Below are 19357 nucleotides of genomic sequence, written 5' to 3'. Positions count from 1 at the left end.
TTGTTATGCTATCACAACATTAAAAACTGTAAATTTGGTTAAGTAATAAATCTTAATTGTTTCTGATTGAATAAAACACTTAAAAATATATTTATTTATATAGGTTTATCCTGCTTGGTAACGTCATGTAATGTTATGAAACGGGTTAAAAAAAGTGATTATCTTTTAACAGAAAACTCTACAATTGTTAATGGCAAAAAAAACAATACCGAAGACATTAGCAACCTTTACTACCAAAAACCTAACGGGAAACTGCCTTTACTGGGAACTCCTTTAAGACTTCATATTTACAACTTAGCAAGACCTAATATTGATTCTATTTTACAGGAAAAAATATACAACAACCCAAGAAAAGTAGCTTGGAAAACTAAATTACTATCCAGAAAGCAACTTGAAAAAGACATCGAGTCGCGCAAAAACTTAAACCGATGGCTTAAAGAAACTGGTGAAGCTCCTGTGATAGTTGATGAAGTTAAAACTCAAAAAACTGCTACAAACCTAAAAAACTACTACTTTAGAAATGGTTGGTTTGATGTAAAAACATCTTATGAAATTGCAAAAGGCGAAGACCAACGCGCTAAAGTAACGTATAATGTAGAAACTGGAGACCCTTACATTATCGACTCTTTAAATGCTAAAATTAGCACTCCAATTATAGATTCTCTTTATCAACAAAAACTAAAAAAAGGATCTTTAATCAAAAAAGGCGAACGTTACATTGAAGACAACTTTAGTGGTGAACGAGAACGATTGACAACCGCTTTAAGAAACTCAGGCTTTTATCATTTTGGACAAGACTACATTTCTTATGACATTGATACAATTGGTACAAATAAAAAAGTAAACACCGATTTAGTTATAAAAAACAGATCTATAAGAAATGAAGACTCTACCAGCAGAGTTCCTTTTAAAGTTTACAAGATAAAAGAAGTTAATGTATTTACTGACTACAAATTTGAAAACAAAGATTTAACTTTAAAAGATTCTACAGACTACAACGGGTTTAACCTTTACAGTTTTGACAAGTTAAAATACAGACCCAAAACACTAACTGACGCTATTTTTATAACAAAAGGCGATGTTTTTAAAGATATTGACAGAACAAGAACCTATAGGTACTTAAGTAACCTTAACACATTTAGGTATCCAACCATTGACTACATTGAAAACGCTAATGACACAACATTAACGGTAAACATAATGTTGTCGCCTGAAAAAAAATACAAACTTGGGTTTAGGTTTGATGTTACACAAAGTAATATTCAAACCATTGGGTTTTCTTTCAGTACAGGACTTAATATTAAAAATGTATTTAGAGGCGCCGAAACGCTAGAAATTTCTGCTCTTGGTTCGATAGGAGCTTCAAAAGATGCAGGAAATTCAAAAGACCAGTTTTTTGACATAAATGAGGTTGGAGCAAATTTAAGACTAACCATACCAAGATTATTTTTCCCAACAAATACCGAAAAAATAATCCCTAAATACATGACTCCAAGTACACGTATCAGTTTTGGAGCAACCAGTCAGCGTAATATAGGTTTAGACAAACAAACATTAAATGGAATATTTAACTACAATTGGTATCCTTCAACCAAAGTTACCAATAACCTAGACCTTTTTAATATTCAATTTGTAAAAAACCTAAACACTGCCAACTACTTTGGTGTATATCAAAACTCATACAATAGATTAAATACAATTGCTCAAACTTACAACTCAAATGTTTCTTATTTAGATGAAGATGGAAATTTAACCTATCCTGAAGGAACTGATGGTTTTATTTCAGACGTATTAAACAACAACACAGCATTAACTCCTGATGATGACAACTATATTGATGTAAGTAACATTTCACAACGAGAGCAACGTTTAACTGAGGACAACCTTATTTTTTCTTCAAGCTTTAACTATACTAAAGACCGAAGAGAAAACATTTTTGACAATGATTTTTCAATTTTAAGATTCAAGTTAGAATTTGCGGGAAACCTACTGTCAAATCTTTCTAAACTTGCTGGAGCAGATAAAAATGAAAATGACCAATATGAGATTTTTGGAGTTGCCTTTTCTCAATACATCAAAGGTGAGTTCGACTATGTAAAACATTGGGATTTAGGCAAAAAAAACATATTTGCTGTAAGAAGTTACTTTGGTATTGCTGTTCCTTACGGAAACTCAAACAGTATACCTTTTTCAAAGAGTTTCTTTGCTGGTGGACCTAATGACAATAGAGCTTGGACAGCCTACAACTTAGGACCTGGAAGTTCAAAAACCACCAATGAGTTTAATGAAGCCAACTTTAAAATAAACCTAAGTATGGAGCAACGTTTCAATATTTTAGGAAATTTAAATGGTGCTTTATTTGTTGATGCTGGTAATATTTGGAATGTATTTGATAATGTTGAAGACGAAGATGCTATATTTAGTGGGTTTAGCTCTTTAAAAGACATAGCTATTGGTTCTGGTTTTGGATTAAGATATGATTTCAAATTCTTTATCCTTAGAGGAGATATTGGCTTTAAAACTTACGATCCTTCATACAGTTTAGGCAATCGTTGGTTTAACGATTACAACTTTGGAAACGCAGTATACAACATAGGAATTAACTATCCTTTCTAAAAAAACACAAGCCTTAAAATCTACAACGTTTTAGTTGATTTCTTTGAATAACTAATTATAAATTAGCCTCTGTTTATTCAAAAATTGATTACTTTTGAAATAACAATTTCAATTTAAAAACTAAAAAATGAGTCACAATATCAAACCTGGAGTAGCAACAGGAAAAGAAGTTCAAGAAATTTTTAAACTAGCCAAAGAAAAAGGTTTTGCACTACCAGCAGTAAACGTTATTGGCTCTAATACTATAAATGGAGTATTGGAAACTGCTGCTGCATTAAACGCACCAGTAATCATTCAGTTTTCAAATGGAGGCGCACAATTTAACGCAGGAAAAGGGTTAAGCAACGAAGACCAAAAAGCTGCAATTGCTGGATCTATAGCAGGAGCTAAACACGTTCATCAAATGGCAGAAGCCTATGGTGTTCCTGTAATTTTACATACTGACCACTGTGCAAAAAAACTATTGCCTTGGATTGATGGTCTTCTAGATGCTAGTGAAAAACATTTTGCTGAAACAGGAAAACCGCTTTACAGTTCTCACATGATTGATTTAAGTGAAGAACCTCTAGAAGAAAACATAGAAATATGTAAGCAATACCTTGCTAGAATGAGCAAAATGGGAATGACATTAGAAATTGAGCTTGGTATTACAGGTGGTGAAGAAGATGGTGTTGACAATACTGATGTTGACGATTCAAAATTATACACACAACCAGAAGAAGTTGCTTATGCTTATGAAGAGTTAAGCAAAGTAAGTAGCCAATTTACAGTAGCTGCAGCTTTTGGTAACGTTCATGGTGTTTACAAACCTGGAAACGTAAAATTAACTCCAAAAATCTTAAAAAACTCTCAAGAATATATTTCTGAAAAATATGGTGTTGAACACAATCACATTGATTTTGTATTCCATGGTGGTTCAGGTTCTACAGTAGAAGAAATTAGAGAAGCTATTGGTTATGGAGTAATTAAAATGAACATTGATACTGATATGCAGTATGCATTTATGAGTGGAGTGAGAGATTACATGGATGAAAAAGCTGAGTATTTAAAATCTCAAATTGGAAATCCTGAAGGTGATGATGTACCTAATAAAAAGTACTATGACCCAAGGGTTTGGTTAAGAAAAGGAGAAAACACTTTTGTTGAACGTCTAAAAAAAGCGTTTGAAGACCTAAATAATGTAAATACTTTATAACTTTGCACTCTAACTAACTTCTAATTAAAATTAATTTTAATGTCTTGGTTTAAGAGAAAAACAAAAGGTATAACAACAACTACCGAAGAGAAAAAAGACACTCCCAGAGGGTTGTGGTACAAGTCTCCTACTGGAAAAATTGTTGATACCGAAGAATTAGAAAGGAATTTCTACGTAAGTCCTGAAGATGATTACCATGTAAGAATTGGTAGTAAAGAATATTTTGAAATTCTTTTTGACGATAACAAATTCAAAGAATTAGATACTAAATTAGAGTCTAAAGACCCTTTAAAATTTGAGGATACCAAAAAATACCCTGACCGATTAAAAGCAGCTCAGGAAAAAACAAAACTAAAAGATGCAGTACGTACAGCTGTAGGAAAATCTAAAGGAAAAGATTTGGTTATCGCCTGTATGGATTTTAGTTTTATTGGTGGTTCAATGGGAAGTGTTGTGGGTGAAAAAATAGCACGTGCTGCTGATTATGCTTTAAAAAACAACATACCATTCATGATTATTTCAAAATCTGGTGGTGCTCGTATGATGGAAGCTGCATTATCTTTAATGCAATTAGCTAAAACATCAGTAAAATTAGCACAATTAGCCGATGCTGGAATTCCTTACATCTCATTATGTACCGATCCAACCACAGGAGGAACAACAGCGTCTTTTGCAATGTTGGGAGATATTAATATTAGCGAACCAGGAGCTTTAATTGGTTTTGCAGGACCTAGAGTAGTAAGAGATACCACAGGACAAGAACTTCCTGAAGGCTTTCAAACCTCAGAGTTTTTATTAGAACATGGTTTCTTAGATTTTATATCGCATAGAAAAGATTTAAAGAATAAAATAAATCTCTACATAGATTTGATTACAAATCAACCTCTAAGAGCATAAAAAAAAGCGAGTCATATGGCTCGCTTTTTTAATTAATTCTCTTGCAAATCACAAAAAAACACTATATTTGCCGCTTGAAAGAAAATCTTTCATATACATAACAATCATTTATAATAATATTAGCATGTATTTATCAAAAGAAGCAAAAGAAGAAATCTTCGCAAAACACGGTAAAGGAAAGAACGATACTGGTTCTGCTGAAGGACAAATTGCGTTATTTACGTACAGAATTAATCACTTAACAGAGCACTTAAAACAAAATCGTAAAGATTTTAATACTGAGCGATCGTTAGTAAAATTAGTAGGAAAGCGTCGTGCTTTACTAGACTACTTAACTAAAAAGGATATCATGAGATATCGTGCTATTGTAAAGGAATTAGGATTAAGAAAATAATCACAATTAAGAGGCTTCGCGCCTCTTTTTTGTTTTATAAACAACTCTTACGAAAGAGTATAACATTCGTAAAATAAGAAGCTAAATCCCAAAAATAAAGTTTGGGGCAAAAGGTTTTTCATTGGTCACACAACAACTACAACAACACAACGACCATTGTTTAACATTGTACTAATATGCGCAAGTATTATTAGTATTAGAATTAAAAATTTTATGATTCCAAAAACTTACAAAGAGGTCATAGACCTAGGTGATGGTAGAGAAATTTCTATCGAAACCGGAAAATTAGCAAAACAAGCTCATGGTAGTGTTGTGGTGCAATCTGGAAAATGTATGTTATTATGTACAGTTGTTTCCAACTACAAGTCTGCCGATGTTGATTTTTTACCACTTACGGTAGATTATCGCGAAAAATTTGCAGCTGCTGGTCGTTATCCTGGTGGATTCTTTAAAAGAGAAGCAAGACCAAGTGATGGCGAAGTATTAACAATGCGTTTAGTTGACCGTGTGTTACGTCCATTGTTCCCAAAAGATTACCACAGCGAAACTCAGGTAATGATACAGTTAATGTCTCACGACCCAGAGGTAATGCCAGATGCAATGGCAGGTTTAGCTGCTTCTGCTGCTATTCAATTATCTGACATTCCTTTTGAAGCACCAATTTCTGAAGTTCGTGTAGGACGTATCAATGGTGAATTCATTATCAACCCTTCTTTATCACAATTAGCCGAGTCTGATATCGATATGGTAATTGGAGCCTCTGCAGATTCTGTAATGATGGTTGAAGGTGAGATGGAAGAAATTTCTGAAGAAGAAATGACTGAAGCTATAAAAGCTGCACACGAAGCTATTAAAGTTCAATGTGATGCTCAAATTAGATTAGCTGAAGCTTTTGGCAAAAAAGAAACTCGCGAATATGAGCCTGAAAGAGAAGATGAAGATTTAGCTAAGAAAATCCATGATATGGCATACGACAAAGTATATGCTGTAGCAAAAGGAGGATCTTCAAAACATGAAAGAGGTGCTGCGTTTGCTGAAATTAAAGAAGAAATTGTAGCTACGTTTACTGAAGAAGAACTTGAAGACTTTGGTGACTTAGTTTCTAAATATTACAGCAAAGCTGAAAAAGCAGCTGTAAGAGACTTAACTTTAAACGAAGGTTTACGTTTAGATGGTCGTAAAACTACTGACATCAGACCAATTTGGTGTGAAGTAGATTACTTACCATCAACACATGGTTCTTCAATATTTACTCGTGGAGAAACTCAAGCATTAGCAACCGTTACTCTAGGAACATCTAGAGAAGCAAACATGATAGACATGCCATCTTTTGAAGGCGAAGAGCGTTTTTACCTACACTATAACTTCCCTCCTTTTTCAACAGGAGAAGCAAGACCAATTAGAGGTACATCGCGACGTGAAGTAGGACATGGTAACTTAGCACAACGTGCACTTAAGAAAATGGTACCAGAAGATTGCCCATACACAGTGCGTGTAGTTTCTGAAGTATTAGAATCTAACGGTTCGTCTTCTATGGCAACTGTTTGTGCAGGTACAATGGCACTTATGGATGCTGGAGTTCAAATGAAAAAACCAGTTTCTGGTATTGCAATGGGATTAATTTCTGATGCTGAAACAGGAAACTACGCAGTTTTATCTGATATTTTAGGAGATGAAGATCACTTAGGTGATATGGACTTTAAAGTTACAGGAACTGCTGATGGTATCACTGCTTGCCAAATGGATATTAAAGTAAAAGGATTATCATACGAGATTTTAGTTAAAGCATTAAAGCAAGCTCGTGATGGTCGTTTACACATCTTAGAAAAACTTACTGACACTATCGCTACTCCAAATGCAGATGTTAAAGGTCATGCACCAAAAATGGTAACAAGACGTATTCCAAATGAATTTATTGGAGCGCTTATTGGACCAGGTGGAAAAAACATTCAAGAACTTCAAAAGGAAACTGAAACTACTATCGTTATTAACGAAGACCCAGTTACAGAAGAAGGTATTGTTGAAATTTTAGGTGTAGGTTCAGAAGGTATTGATGCTGTTTTAGCTCGTATCGATGCAATGCTTTTCAAACCAGAAGTTGGTAGCATTTACGAAGTAAAAGTAATTAAAATGCTTGACTTTGGTGCTGTTGTAGAATACACTGAAGCTCCTGGAAACGAAGTATTATTACACGTAAGCGAGTTGGCTTGGGAACGTACAGAAAATGTTAGCGATGTTGTTAACATGGGAGACATTTTTGATGTGAAGTACTTTGGTATAGACCCTAGAACTCGTAAAGAAAAAGTATCTCGTAAAGCTATTTTACCAAAACCTGAAGGTTATAAAGAAAGAGCTCCAAGAGATAATAACAAAGGTGGAAACAGAGATAATCGCGGACGCGATAATCGTAATCGTGACAACCGTCGTGATGACAGAAAACCTAGAAATGATAAGAAAGAAGATTAATTCTTCAATCTCTTAATAAAACAAAAGCCTATCAATCATGATAGGCTTTTTTTATTTTTCTATGATTTGAACTGCCAATTAATAATAGGAAAAGAGCGTTTATCATTTTTATTCCATAAACCAAGTTGTATTCCTCTAAAGTTTTTTGCTCTATTGAAAAAACCTATTTGAACACCTCTACCTTTTTCAAAAATTACATTTTCAACACTAATTTGCACACCATTGAATCGCATTGCTCCATTTCCCCATACACTAGCTAGCATAATCCCATTACCTTGAAAAACTTCATTTCCACCAAATCCTATAATTATGCCATTTGCCCTCTCAATAGAATTACTCATTCCTGCAATAGAGATTCCGTTATTTTTTCTACTATAATGCATAAAACCAGTTACAGATACTCCATAAGCATCAATACCTTCAAATGTACCTGTAGAAAGGTTTAACCCATAAATTTGCTGAGTTGTATGTCCATTCATAAAAGATTGATATGTCTCTTCATTATTTGAAATGGGTGTTTTTGGCGCTAAAAAATAAAAAAAAGATAATGGAAAAACCTCCAAACGCACTCCAAAAGTTCTTGTTAATCTGTTATCATTTCCATAATCAGTAGGAAACGCTCCTAAAGACAATCCTACAATATCTGTATTCTTACTATGTGTTATCCAAACAGGAAAACGTAAGTTTCGTTTTTCTTCTATTTCATTTTGACAAAAACCTTGAAATGAAACCAAAAAAGTAAAAGCAATTAAAATGTAGTTTTTCATAATTATCGTTTTAAAATTCAAGTCAAAATTATTGCTATAATCACATTTACAATTAATGAAATCACGAAGTATTAAATTTATTTTTGCGATAATCACAAAATATAATTAGCTTTGAGTATGTTTCAAACTACTTTTTTAGAGTATTTAAAAAACGAATTGCCAAAAAACACTTCAACTATTGAAGCTGTTGCTACTGCATTAGATATTAGTTATGATGCTGCTCACAGGCGAGTAAGTTTAAAAAGCAAACTATCGTTAGATGAAAGTGTTGCGTTAGCTAGATATTATAATTTGTCTTTAGACAGATTGTTTGAAACTACTTCTTCAGAATTTGTAAGTATTGAAAAAACAAAACATATTGAAAGTGAACTAGACCTTGAAAACTACTTTAAAGATTCCTACGATTCGCTTTTACCGTTACTCACTCAAAAAGAGAACAGTATTTTATATTCCGCTAAAGACATTCCGCTATTTTATAATTTAAATGGTGATACGTTAAGCTGTTTTAAATACTATGTGTGGTTAAAATTATTAAACCCAAAATTTGCCACTAAAAGCTTTAACAACTTTGCGCCTAAACCCAACTTAATCGAAGCTGGTAAAAAACTAGGCAACCTTTACAACAACTTAAACACTCATGAAATTTGGGATATCACCTCAATAAATAGTACTTTAAAACAAATTCATTTTTATCATCAAGCAGGACAAGTCAATACTAAAACTGCTATATTATTATGCGATTTATTAAAAGATGTGATACAGCGTATACTAGATAAATTAATTGCAAACCCAAACCAGTTTAAATTATACTACAACGAGCTGCATTTAATGAATAACCATGTTTTAGTCAACACACCTAATACCCAAATGCTCTACGTACCATTTACCTTACTTTCTTATTATAAAACTAGTGATAAGCATACTTGTACTGAAGCTGAAATTTTTCTAAACAAGCAATTACAGAATTCTAAATTATTAAACACTGCTGGAGAAAAAGAGAGAAACACATTTTTTAATAAGCTGTTTGCTAAAATTGACGCATTAAAACAACTTATTGTGGCTACAGAATTATTAGGTTTTGAATAAATTATACTTTTTTTAGAGACTTACCATTCTCAAAGCTTAATAAATAAATTGTGTTTTTGACGCAACCTTTGTATTAATATCAAGACTATAGGTAAACAACAAAAACATTAATCATGCAAAATAATTTAATTTTATTACTATTAGTCACTGTCATTTTTTCTTGCTCTAATAGCGAAAGCAATGAAAATGATAACCAACCAAAGTTGATAATGGTAACAGAATTAATTACACAAAATGGTGAATTAACCGATTTTGGTCCTGAAAGTAATGTTACATATCATATAATTCCAACAACTTTGTTTCAGTGCTAACAGCTTCAGGAGGTTACATAAAAGAATTCACGTATAACTCAAACAATCAAGTTATTAGTGAAACTTATAATAATGAAAATGGCGTTTCTTATACAATTAACTATATGTATGAAAATGGATTAATTACTATGGAAACCTATGAAGATGATAGTTATATAGAATTTGTTTACACAAACAATTTAGTGTCTCAAATGCTCTTCAACTATCCTAACAACCCTCAAAACAACAGCTCAATATCATTAACTTATGATTCTAATGGTAATATTAAAACTTTAATAGATGATGCTACCTCTGAAATATTTGAAAGCTACGACTATGACAATTTGATAAATCCTTTTAGCTTGTTATTTCCTTCTTCCTATAACAAAATTAAAAGGATATCAAATAATAATATGACTTATAGAGAAGATTGTAACCGAATCACAGTTTATGATTATAATAACCAAAACTTACCTGTGAGCTCCACTTACAATGACTGTGGAGGATTTACCAAAGAAAGAGTTTATTTTTATGAATAGAAATACCTACGTTAGGTATTTAAATAAAATCTATTTAAGTCTAAATTGAATCAACTAGATAAACTTATAAAGTCCTGTAAAAAAAATGACATTAAAGCTCAAAGTAAACTCTATGAGCTTTACAAGGATGATCTATACATTTTAAGTTTAAAGTACTGTAGAAATAAAGAAGAAGCACAAGACAATCTTCAAGATTCATTTTTAGAAATTTTCAAGAACATAAAAAAGTTTAATAATAAAGGTTCTTTTGAAGGATGGATGAAACGTATAACCATAAACAAAGCAATTGACAAGTACAAAAAGGAGACCGCTATAAATATTGTTATTAAAGAAGAAATTTTACCTGACACACATATAGATACTGACGAATTAAACATCTCTTTACATTTTATTTTAAGCCTAATTCAAGAGCTTCCTAGTAGATATAGGTTAGTTTTTAACCTTTATGAATTAGATAATTATTCACATAAAGAGATCGCAAAATTATTGTCTATAACTGAAAGCACATCGAAGTCGAATTTACATAGAGCAAAACTGATTTTGAAAGAAAAACTAAACAATATTAACAGCTCTCAAAATAAAATAAAGCATCATGGGAATTAAAAAAGATATAGGTCAAGCTTTTAAAGAACGCTTATCAGAATTCAATGATTCACCTAACAATGCTGTTTGGGAACAAATTGAAGTAGAGTTAAAAAAAGACAAAGAAAAAGATAAGCCTATTGTAATTTGGTTAAGGTATGGAACTATTATGCTTGCTCTTTTTCTTCTTTTATTTTTAAACAGAGATTACATATCAGGTTTTGAAAACAATAGTGAAATTAATAATAAAACTATTGAAAAAAACGAACAAAACTCCAACTTTTCTAGTACACCAAATACAAACCAATCCAATGTAAGTAATAGCAATCAAGCAAGTGAAGAAATCATTTTAAGTAACTATAAAGATTCTACTCATTCTGCTTCAACTACTCAATCTAAATTAAATAAAACTCAAAACAACAAACCAGCTAAGACTATAAACCCACACTTTAAACAAAATCAAAATTACACAACAATAAACTCTTCAAACAATAAAAAAAGTGAGTTTTTTAATAATCATAAAAACGAAGTTTATAATTTCAATACAAATGATTCAATAAAAATTCAAAAAGACAAGACTTTAGCTAGTAGTTTGAAAGATTCAACTAACACTAAAAAAGAACTAGTAAAAAATCACAAAAAAGAAAATACTGATAAAACAACTAATAAAGACTCTATCACAGACGAGCCTAAAGAATCTAAATGGAGTATTTACCCTAATGTTTCAATAGTTTATTATGATGCATTTAAACAATCATTTCAAGACCAAACTCAATTAAGTTATGGTATTTACTTTAATTACTTACCTTCAAATAAAATAAGTCTCAGGCTAGGAATAAACAAACTATCATTGCAACAAACTTTCACCGAAAACAATACTTTAACAAAACAAGCTGTTGAGTATTTAGAAATTCCTTTTGAAGTAAAATATTCATTCACTCAAAACAACATATCTCCCTATTTTATTGGAGGCACTAGTTATTTAGCTATTAGCGATGCTGAACTATCTATAACCGAAAACAATATAACCTCAAGCACCTCAAACAAGAATGATTTTTCTAATTTAACAATATCTATAAATGCAGGCCTTGGAGTTCAAACCAAACTATACAAGAACTTTTATTTTAATGCAGAAGGTTTATTTAAATATCATTTAAAACCATATTCAGAATCTGTTGATTTTTATCCATATACAATTTCTATACTTGGAGGAATAGAATATAAGTTTTAATAAAAATCAAATCTCAATTAAGACAATGGCTGAAATGTATCTCCTAATAAATATTTCAGCCATTTATATTACTCTTGTTCTTTGCTTGATAATTCCTATTTCTTCTTAAAAAGAAAACAATTTTAAGCCTTACTAAATTATTCTCTTCCTGCAAATACACTATTTGTCACCGACAAGGTGTCAGTTTTTATAGTTTTTTCTGTTTATTGAAATTCACATATTCTCAAGCATCTTTCTAATACATTATACATCTGTTAATAAAACCCGGAAATCTTTTTAAACTTCAAAATTCTCAAAATCAAGTTTTTAGTTTGGCACTATCGCATAGTGTTTGTGGCTTAATAAGCACTGACAAGTAAAGTTTAACTAAAACAAAATTATGAAAGTATTAGTAATAGGTGCCGGAAACATGGGCTTAACCTATTCAGAAGGAATGGTAGATTCTTCTTTATTAGGAAAACAAAAATTAAGAATCTACGATACCGACCCGAACAAAATTGAAACACTAAGACAAAACCCAAACTTTGACGTATACACTTCTTTAGAAGATGGTTTACCAAAATCGGATATTGTGTTTTTAGCAGTAAAACCTTATCACTGCGAAGATCTCTTTAAAGACATGAAACCCTTAATTAATAGTGAACAAATATTTGTATCACTAATGGCAGGTGTAAGCATTGAAACCATCCAAAATGGTTTAGGTGTAAAAAAAGTAATACGTACTATGCCTAACCTACCAGCAAAAGTTGGTAAAGGTGTAACCTCATATACAGGTTCTAAAGCTATATCGCGAGTAGAACTTCTCATGGTAAGACACCTTTTAGATACTACAGGAACATCCATACATGTAGATACTGAAAAATTCATTGATGCCTCAACTGGTATTTCTGGTAGTGGACCAGCTTACGTATTTTATTTTATGCAATCAATGTTAGAAGCTGCTCAAAAAATGGGCTTTTCAGATTATGATTCAAAAATTCTAGTAAGCAACACTTTTGAAGGTGCTATTGAATTGTTTAATCAATCTGATATTTCACCAGAACGCTGGATTGATAAAGTGGCCTCTAAAGGAGGAACAACACAAGCAGCAATAGACTCTATGGAAGATAATAATGTAAAACAGCTTATTCAAGACGCAGCATATGCAGCCTTTGACAGAGCAGTTGAATTAGGAAAAAACAAATAAAATGAACGATGATATTAAACGTGTGGTTGTAAAAGTAGGAACCAACGTTTTAACAAATAAAGACAATAGAATTTTAGGACCAGTACTAAGAGAATTAGTACGTCAAATTTCAGTACTATATGAAAAAAATATCATGGTAATCCTTGTGTCTTCAGGTTCTGCGATTGCAGGAATGGAGGTTTTAGGAGACACTAACATTAAAGACAAATCAATAAGACGACAAGTGTATTCTGCTGTTGGACAACCAAGGATGATGCGTCATTACTACAGTATTTTTCATGATTACGGAATGCGTTGCGCTCAAATATTGGCCACAAAACGAGACTTTGACCCAGGAAAACACAGACAAAACATGATTAATTGTTACGAAGGTTTATTGGCAGAAGGCGTTATTCCTATTGCTAATGAAGATGATGCAGTATCCTTAACCATGTCAATGTTCTCAGATAATGATGAGTTAGCTAGTTTAGTTGCTGAATTGTTAGATGCAGATCGATTAATCATTTTATCTGATACTGATGGTTTATATACTGGTCATCCAGATGACGATGAATCTCGAAAATTAAACCTAGTAACAACAAACCAAAACGTAGAAAAATACGTCTGCGCATCAAACAAAAAAGAAGGTGAAGGTCGTGGTGGTATGGCTTCAAAATTAAAAATAGCCAAAGGCACAGCAAAAAAAGATATACCAACTTACATAGCTAATGGTAAGCGCGAAAATGTAATTGTAGATATAATTAATAACAAACAAGTAGGAACTAAATTTATTAGTGCCTAAAAAAACAAAAAAATGAAACTTTTAAACACAAATATTAAAAACAAGGTATTAAAATCGATGGCAAAAATTCTGGACCGTAAACGCGATGCCATTATTGAAGCCAATAAAAAAGACTTAGACGCTTTTCAAAAAGAAGATCAAGCACTTTTTGAACGTCTAATTGTAAATAACAAAAAAGTTGATGAAATGATTGAAGCCGTAAATTCAGTAAGGCTTCAAGATGATCCTGTTGGACAAGAAATTTCAAATAGAACCTTAAAGAATGGACTAAACATTGTTAACACCACTGCTCCATTTGGTACCATTCTTATTATATATGAATCTCGACCTGATGTTACTATTGAAGCTGCAGTATTAGCCTTTAAAGCCAATAATAAAATTTTATTAAAAGGCGGTAAAGAAGCCTATAATAGTAATATTATTTTAGAAGAGTGTTGGCACGAAGCATTAACTGAAAACGGTTTATCTAAAGATTGGATTAAGCTACTACACCTAAAACGTGAAGAAACACAAGAGTTTTTAAGAAACCCAAGAGAACCTTTAGACTTAATTGTTCCTAGAGGTGGAGAACGACTAATTGAATTTGTAAAAACTCATGCCACTTGTGCAGTTTTGGTTAGCGGTAGAGGAAATAATTTCTTATATGTTTCTGAAAAAGCTGATTGGAGTAAAGCGGTAAATGTAATTATCAATGCCAAAACCAATAAAATTTCAGGGTGCAATGCTTTAGATAAAGTACTTATTAATAAAAACCTTCCTGAGTATGAAACTAAATTAATGATGCTAAAACAAAAATTAGAGCAACATAAGGTTGAAATCATTGCAGATAAAAGCGTTTCTAATATCCTTAAAAATGTAGATGAAGTTTCACAAGACACTATATGGTATGAAGAATTTTTGGCATTAAAACTTTTAATTGCTTCAGTTGATACTATTGATGAAGCTACAAGAATGATTAATAAATATTCAGGAAAACATTCAGCTGCTATTATTACCGAAGATAAAACTGAAGCATTAAATTTTATGAATACTATTGATAGTGCTGCAGTTTACCATAATGCCTCTACTCGATTTACAGATGGTGGACAAATGGGAGTTGGTGCTGAATTAGCAATTAGCACAGATAAGCTACACCATAGAGGACCACTAGGCTTAAAGCAGTTAGTAACTAATAAATATTATGTGTTTGGTGATGGGCAAGTAAGGGTATAAATCGTGCACTCCAAGCGTTTCTTAAAAGTTAAAATGGTTTGAAATTTTGCATTTGTCGCAAAAAAAATTATATTATTAGTTATGATTTACACAGATAAAGATAAATATTCAGACTTTTTAAACGACTCAGTTACTTATCTCAAACAACACGGTTTTGAAAACATAAAAGCCGATATTGATGGTTATGAGACGCCAAAATCTTATGCAAAAAAAGGAAGTGACATTGTTGTAACTCCTGATATTGTTGCTGAAAAAGAAGGCAGAAAGCACATTTTTGATATTGGTTTAAAATCTTCTAAACCAAACTTACTTAAGTCAAAATGGTTATTTCTAAATACTTTAAGCAATCTTAAATCGCACAGATTTAGACTTATAACCACTAGAGGTCACTACAAGTTTACTAATGAAATGTTGGACGATATTAACTTAAATGATAAAAAATTAATTAAAATTTAATTTTTTGTAACATTTTAAGCACTTCGTACGTATAACTATATGCAACATTAAAATTCACCCTTAAAAATAAAAGGAGATCATTAGATGAGACAACTTAAAATTACGAAGCAGGTTACTAACAGAGAAACAGCTTCGCTAGACAAATATTTGCAAGAAATTGGAAAAGTTGACTTAATTACCGCAGACGAAGAAGTAGAATTAGCACAACGTATTAAAGCAGGAGATCAAGTGGCTTTAGAAAAATTAACTAAAGCTAATTTACGTTTCGTTGTATCGGTAGCAAAGCAATATCAAAACCAAGGATTAACATTACCAGATTTAATTAATGAAGGTAATTTAGGTCTTATAAAAGCTGCACAACGTTTTGATGAAACTCGTGGTTTCAAATTCATTTCGTATGCGGTTTGGTGGATTCGTCAATCTATTCTTCAAGCATTAGCTGAGCAATCTCGTATTGTTCGTTTACCGTTGAACAAGATTGGATCTATCAATAAAATCAATAAAACATTTGCATTCTTAGAGCAAAGTCATGAACGTCCACCAAGTGCTGAGGAAATCGCAAAGGAATTGGATATGACTATTAACGACGTAAAAGAGTCTATGAAAAACTCTGGTCGTCATGTAAGTATGGATGCACCTTTAGTTGAAGGTGAAGATTCTAACCTTTATGATGTATTACGAAGTGGAGAGTCTCCAAATCCTGACAAAGATTTATTACACGAGTCTTTACGCACTGAGATTGAAAGAGCGCTTGAAACCTTAACACCTCGTGAGGCTGACGTTATTCGTTTATACTTTGGTTTAGGTGATCAACACCCAATGACCTTAGAAGAAATAGGAGAAACTTTTGATCTTACTCGTGAGCGTGTACGTCAAATTAAAGAAAAAGCTATTAGAAGACTTAAACATACTTCTAGAAGTAAAATATTAAAAACATATTTAGGTTAGTAATTCTCGATAATTACGACTAAATTACCGTAACAAACAGTTACACATAACTGTTCGTTTTTTGATTGATGAAAGAACCCAGAGCTGATTACTCTGGGTTCATTTTTTTAAGTCCATCCCTAAATCCCTTCCCAAAGGGAAGAGACTATGAAAAGACTTTTCTATCTTTGCAAAAACTTTCAACAACACAACAACAATGAATTCTAAATTAATTGCTCCTTCTGTTTTAGCAGCAGATTTTGCCAACCTTCAACGAGATATAGAAATGGTTAATACTAGTGATGCCGATTGGTTTCACATAGATATAATGGATGGTGTTTTTGTACCAAACATATCTTTTGGAATGCCAGTTTTAGACGCTATTTCAAAACATGCTAAAAAAACCATTGATGTACATTTAATGATTGTTGACCCAGATCGCTACATAAAAACCTTTGCCGATTTAGGAAGCAATATTCTAACGGTTCATTATGAAGCTTGCACACATCTACACAGGACTTTACAAGCTATAAAAGCACATGGCATGAAAGCAGGAGTAGCATTAAATCCTCACACTAATATTAACGTACTTGAAGACACTATAATCGATATTGACCTAGTATGCTTAATGAGTGTAAACCCAGGTTTTGGTGGTCAAAGTTTTATTGAAAACACATACAATAAAGTAAAACAGCTTAAAGAATTAATTACCAAAAAAGGTGCTTCAACAAAAATTGAAATTGATGGAGGCGTTACCAATAAAAATGCAAAACAATTGGTTGACGCTGGAGCTGACGTATTAGTCGCAGGTAGTTATGTATTTAAAAGCGAAAATCAAATTGAAACTATTAAAGATTTGAAAGCGTTGGCTAACTCATAATCTTAACATAAAAAAAGCTCCTGAATTTAGGAGCTTTTTTATTAACAACTTATTCTCTAATACTGATTAATTAAATAGTTTATTAAATCGGTAGTTGTAACAATTCCTACTAATTTATCATTATCAACAACTGGTAATGCATGAAACTCTTTTTCAGCTAGTATTTCAGCAACTTCTTTAATAGTTGTGTTTGATGACACACTAGTTAACTTTTTAGCCATAACCTGCTCAATCGTAAACATATTATAAACTACTGTATCAACAGAAGTCTCATCATCTTCAACAGCATCGGCAAAACTAATTCGTAACAAATCTGTGTAACTTAACATTCCTATTATCTGCTCTCCACTAACTACAGGAATATGTCTAATACGATTACTTTTAAATAACCTTTCTGCAGTTTCTAAATCATCTTTATGGTTTAAGGTAATGACATCCTTTGTCATTATTTCAGATATTAATGCTCTTTTTTTCATCTTTTTAGGTTTTAAATTCACTATTAAAGATAAAACCCATTATTCAAAAAAAGCATGACAAAAGTCATTGGAACCCACTAATATCCTGCAAAATTAAAATTAAGCATCTGTTTGGTTTTGTCGTAAATTTCAGGGAAGAGCGATTTAAACTCATCAGGAGTTTCAATAAAGGTTTCAATAATAACAGCTATAAACTCAAACTGGTTGGTATAAGCATAGTCTCTAAAGTATTTAGACGCTATTAAATCTTTTCTAAGTGTTTCTTCATTAGATAATAATGTGGTAAGCTCTTTAAACGAATCAGAAAAAATAGTAGAGCTAACATCACGTTCTTTTATACTATTTAAATGAATAGCGTGAGCAAACTCATGTATACCAAGGTTTAAGTTATCATTATCAATAGCAAAGCCTTTTTTAAAATCTTTCCAAGAGAGCACCAAAGTTTGCAATTTAGGATTAAACTCCCCTTTATGATAATCGTCATTAATAGTTGAGTAAAACTCTTCTGGATAAATAAAAATATTATTTACCAAAGCTATATAAAAGTCTCTAAAACCAAAAGTAAGCATTACTGCTGTTGCTGAAATAAGGACTTTCATTTCTTCAGTAATTTGCAACCCGCTTCTTCCAACAAACTCTTTATCTGCTATAAACGAAGCAACACGATGCTCAAAATACTTTTTGTACTTAGAATTTAATTTATTGTAAAACTTAAATTGATTTTGCAGTATTAACTTTTGAGGTTCATTAAGTTGTTTTAAAAAGAAAGGAGAATGAACATAAAAAGGTTTTTTACGCTTCATCACATAACTTAACTCTGCCATTTTTAAAGCAAAGTAAAAAAGCATTCCCAATAAAATAGCAAAGAAAACACCAATGACTACTTTGCCACCTGTTGTTAGTTGTTCGATAAGTAATAGTAAATTCACTTCAAAAATAACGTTGTTAATAAGAATAGATTGTGAGGGAGTCTATAATATTAGGTTTTATAAATATAAAAAAATGACAGCTATTTTAGTACCCTTAAAATCAAATTACTTTTTTTTAAGGATTATTGAATTATGAGTTGTTATATATATAACTAACAAGCATTTTAATTTTTTTTGTTAAATTTAGAAATGTAAACTCCATTTACTATGAAAAGAAGACATTTTATTAAAAAATCTGGTAAAGCAATTTTAGCTCTTTCTGCTATTTCTATAACAGCCTCTGTAGCATCATCGTGTAGCGAGTCTGATGATGATAGTTTTGATGATGGATATTATGGTGACGGTTATTATGATGATGGGTATTACGACGATGGATATTATGACGATGGGTACTATGATGACTAATATTTCCATAGACATCTTTTAAGTGTTTCTTATTTATTTTCC

20 protein-coding genes are annotated in these 19357 nt (G+C 31.7%); 17 read left to right on the top strand and 3 right to left on the bottom strand.

Annotated elements, in window-relative coordinates:
* Positions 1-135 precede the first annotated feature (135 nt).
* The 5 genes from A8975_RS03060 to A8975_RS03040 all read left to right on the top strand — a co-directional run bounded on the left by A8975_RS03060 (position 136) and on the right by A8975_RS03040 (position 7568).
* Positions 136-2616 (top strand): BamA/TamA family outer membrane protein, encoded by a 2481-nt coding sequence (locus A8975_RS03060; RefSeq protein WP_134198633.1) that lies wholly within the window; start codon positions 136-138, stop codon positions 2614-2616.
* Positions 2617-2743: 127 nt separating this feature from the next.
* Positions 2744-3811, top strand: a complete 1068-nt coding sequence (fbaA, locus tag A8975_RS03055; RefSeq protein WP_129759288.1) for a class II fructose-bisphosphate aldolase — start codon at positions 2744-2746, stop codon at positions 3809-3811.
* Between the two features lie 39 nt (positions 3812-3850).
* Complete coding sequence (gene accD / locus A8975_RS03050) at positions 3851-4708, top strand: acetyl-CoA carboxylase, carboxyltransferase subunit beta (RefSeq protein WP_129759289.1); 858 nt, start codon at positions 3851-3853, stop codon at positions 4706-4708.
* 124 nt (positions 4709-4832) lie between these two features.
* On the top strand, positions 4833-5102 hold the full coding sequence (gene rpsO / locus A8975_RS03045; RefSeq protein ID WP_129759290.1) for a 30S ribosomal protein S15: 270 nt from the start codon (positions 4833-4835) through the stop codon (positions 5100-5102).
* A gap of 213 nt (positions 5103-5315) precedes the next feature.
* Positions 5316-7568, top strand: coding sequence for a polyribonucleotide nucleotidyltransferase (locus A8975_RS03040; RefSeq protein ID WP_131505970.1), 2253 nt, complete (start codon positions 5316-5318; stop codon positions 7566-7568).
* A 59-nt stretch (positions 7569-7627) separates the two neighbouring features.
* On the opposite strand, the gene A8975_RS03035 is transcribed toward A8975_RS03040, so the two are convergent.
* Positions 7628-8335 (bottom strand): LA_2272 family surface repeat-containing protein, encoded by a 708-nt coding sequence (locus A8975_RS03035; protein ID WP_134198632.1) that lies wholly within the window; start codon positions 8333-8335, stop codon positions 7628-7630.
* A 117-nt stretch (positions 8336-8452) separates the two neighbouring features.
* Between A8975_RS03035 and A8975_RS03030 the strand changes: the two genes are divergently transcribed.
* The 11 genes from A8975_RS03030 to rpe all read left to right on the top strand — a co-directional run bounded on the left by A8975_RS03030 (position 8453) and on the right by rpe (position 17505).
* Positions 8453-9421, top strand: a complete 969-nt coding sequence (locus A8975_RS03030) for a hypothetical protein (protein ID WP_134198631.1) — start codon at positions 8453-8455, stop codon at positions 9419-9421.
* Between the two features lie 113 nt (positions 9422-9534).
* Positions 9535-9732 (top strand): hypothetical protein, encoded by a 198-nt coding sequence (locus A8975_RS03025; protein ID WP_134198630.1) that lies wholly within the window; start codon positions 9535-9537, stop codon positions 9730-9732.
* A complete protein-coding gene (locus A8975_RS03020; protein ID WP_134198629.1) occupies positions 9726-10250 on the top strand; it encodes a hypothetical protein in 525 nt (174 codons plus the stop codon). The genes A8975_RS03025 and A8975_RS03020 overlap by 7 nt, the downstream gene beginning before the upstream one ends.
* Positions 10251-10295: 45 nt before the next feature.
* Positions 10296-10853, top strand: coding sequence for an RNA polymerase sigma factor (locus A8975_RS03015; protein ID WP_134198628.1), 558 nt, complete (start codon positions 10296-10298; stop codon positions 10851-10853).
* The gene (locus tag A8975_RS03010; protein WP_134198627.1) at positions 10843-12063 is read left to right on the top strand and encodes an outer membrane beta-barrel protein; all 1221 of its coding nucleotides are present in this window, start codon (positions 10843-10845) and stop codon (positions 12061-12063) included. The genes A8975_RS03015 and A8975_RS03010 overlap by 11 nt, the downstream gene beginning before the upstream one ends.
* 379 nt (positions 12064-12442) lie before the next feature.
* Complete coding sequence (proC, locus tag A8975_RS03005; RefSeq protein ID WP_134198626.1) at positions 12443-13249, top strand: pyrroline-5-carboxylate reductase; 807 nt, start codon at positions 12443-12445, stop codon at positions 13247-13249.
* 1 nt (position 13250) lies between these two features.
* Positions 13251-14030: a glutamate 5-kinase gene (proB, locus tag A8975_RS03000; RefSeq protein ID WP_134198625.1), complete on the top strand. Its 780-nt coding sequence runs from the start codon at positions 13251-13253 to the stop codon at positions 14028-14030.
* Positions 14031-14042: 12 nt separating this feature from the next.
* A complete protein-coding gene (locus tag A8975_RS02995; RefSeq protein WP_134198624.1) occupies positions 14043-15242 on the top strand; it encodes a glutamate-5-semialdehyde dehydrogenase in 1200 nt (399 codons plus the stop codon).
* Positions 15243-15323: 81 nt separating this feature from the next.
* A complete protein-coding gene (locus A8975_RS02990; RefSeq protein ID WP_129759297.1) occupies positions 15324-15698 on the top strand; it encodes a hypothetical protein in 375 nt (124 codons plus the stop codon).
* A gap of 84 nt (positions 15699-15782) precedes the next feature.
* Positions 15783-16646, top strand: a complete 864-nt coding sequence (locus A8975_RS02985; RefSeq protein ID WP_053976055.1) for an RNA polymerase sigma factor RpoD/SigA — start codon at positions 15783-15785, stop codon at positions 16644-16646.
* A 196-nt stretch (positions 16647-16842) separates the two neighbouring features.
* Positions 16843-17505 (top strand): ribulose-phosphate 3-epimerase, encoded by a 663-nt coding sequence (gene rpe, locus A8975_RS02980; protein ID WP_131505978.1) that lies wholly within the window; start codon positions 16843-16845, stop codon positions 17503-17505.
* A 56-nt stretch (positions 17506-17561) separates the two neighbouring features.
* Here rpe and A8975_RS02975 read toward each other — a convergent pair whose 3' ends face one another.
* Both A8975_RS02975 and A8975_RS02970 read right to left on the bottom strand, forming a co-directional pair.
* Positions 17562-17981: a CBS domain-containing protein gene (locus A8975_RS02975; protein ID WP_134198623.1), complete on the bottom strand. Its 420-nt coding sequence runs from the start codon at positions 17979-17981 to the stop codon at positions 17562-17564.
* Between the two features lie 77 nt (positions 17982-18058).
* The gene (locus tag A8975_RS02970) at positions 18059-18910 is read right to left on the bottom strand and encodes a zinc-dependent peptidase (RefSeq protein WP_243832939.1); all 852 of its coding nucleotides are present in this window, start codon (positions 18908-18910) and stop codon (positions 18059-18061) included.
* Between the two features lie 207 nt (positions 18911-19117).
* Between A8975_RS02970 and A8975_RS14620 the strand changes: the two genes are divergently transcribed.
* Positions 19118-19315, top strand: a complete 198-nt coding sequence (locus A8975_RS14620; RefSeq protein WP_187347833.1) for a hypothetical protein — start codon at positions 19118-19120, stop codon at positions 19313-19315.
* Positions 19316-19357: the final 42 nt, after the last annotated feature.

Origin of the sequence: Meridianimaribacter flavus (assembly GCF_004366715.1) — a bacterium.
GTDB lineage: Bacteria > Bacteroidota > Bacteroidia > Flavobacteriales > Flavobacteriaceae > Gaetbulibacter_B > Gaetbulibacter_B jejuensis.
This window is presented reverse-complemented; position numbering and strand designations above follow the sequence as displayed.

What these genes read in the sequence shown, in the direction of transcription:
- accD (WP_129759289.1), top strand. Translation starts at nt 3,851, where the DNA reads ATGTCTTGGTTTAAGAGAAAAACAAAAGGTATAACAACAACTACCGAA.
- rpsO (WP_129759290.1), top strand. Translation starts at nt 4,833, where the DNA reads ATGTATTTATCAAAAGAAGCAAAAGAAGAAATCTTCGCAAAACACGGT.
- A8975_RS03035 (WP_134198632.1), bottom strand. Translation starts at nt 8,335, where the DNA reads ATGAAAAACTACATTTTAATTGCTTTTACTTTTTTGGTTTCATTTCAA.
- proB (WP_134198625.1), top strand. Translation starts at nt 13,251, where the DNA reads ATGAACGATGATATTAAACGTGTGGTTGTAAAAGTAGGAACCAACGTT.
- A8975_RS02995 (WP_134198624.1), top strand. Translation starts at nt 14,043, where the DNA reads ATGAAACTTTTAAACACAAATATTAAAAACAAGGTATTAAAATCGATG.
- A8975_RS02990 (WP_129759297.1), top strand. Translation starts at nt 15,324, where the DNA reads ATGATTTACACAGATAAAGATAAATATTCAGACTTTTTAAACGACTCA.
- A8975_RS03030 (WP_134198631.1), top strand. Translation starts at nt 8,453, where the DNA reads ATGTTTCAAACTACTTTTTTAGAGTATTTAAAAAACGAATTGCCAAAA.
- A8975_RS02985 (WP_053976055.1), top strand. Translation starts at nt 15,783, where the DNA reads ATGAGACAACTTAAAATTACGAAGCAGGTTACTAACAGAGAAACAGCT.
- A8975_RS14620 (WP_187347833.1), top strand. Translation starts at nt 19,118, where the DNA reads ATGAAAAGAAGACATTTTATTAAAAAATCTGGTAAAGCAATTTTAGCT.
- A8975_RS03010 (WP_134198627.1), top strand. Translation starts at nt 10,843, where the DNA reads ATGGGAATTAAAAAAGATATAGGTCAAGCTTTTAAAGAACGCTTATCA.
- A8975_RS03060 (WP_134198633.1), top strand. Translation starts at nt 136, where the DNA reads ATGAAACGGGTTAAAAAAAGTGATTATCTTTTAACAGAAAACTCTACA.
- A8975_RS02975 (WP_134198623.1), bottom strand. Translation starts at nt 17,981, where the DNA reads ATGAAAAAAAGAGCATTAATATCTGAAATAATGACAAAGGATGTCATT.
- A8975_RS03025 (WP_134198630.1), top strand. Translation starts at nt 9,535, where the DNA reads ATGCAAAATAATTTAATTTTATTACTATTAGTCACTGTCATTTTTTCT.
- rpe (WP_131505978.1), top strand. Translation starts at nt 16,843, where the DNA reads ATGAATTCTAAATTAATTGCTCCTTCTGTTTTAGCAGCAGATTTTGCC.
- A8975_RS03040 (WP_131505970.1), top strand. Translation starts at nt 5,316, where the DNA reads ATGATTCCAAAAACTTACAAAGAGGTCATAGACCTAGGTGATGGTAGA.
- fbaA (WP_129759288.1), top strand. Translation starts at nt 2,744, where the DNA reads ATGAGTCACAATATCAAACCTGGAGTAGCAACAGGAAAAGAAGTTCAA.
- proC (WP_134198626.1), top strand. Translation starts at nt 12,443, where the DNA reads ATGAAAGTATTAGTAATAGGTGCCGGAAACATGGGCTTAACCTATTCA.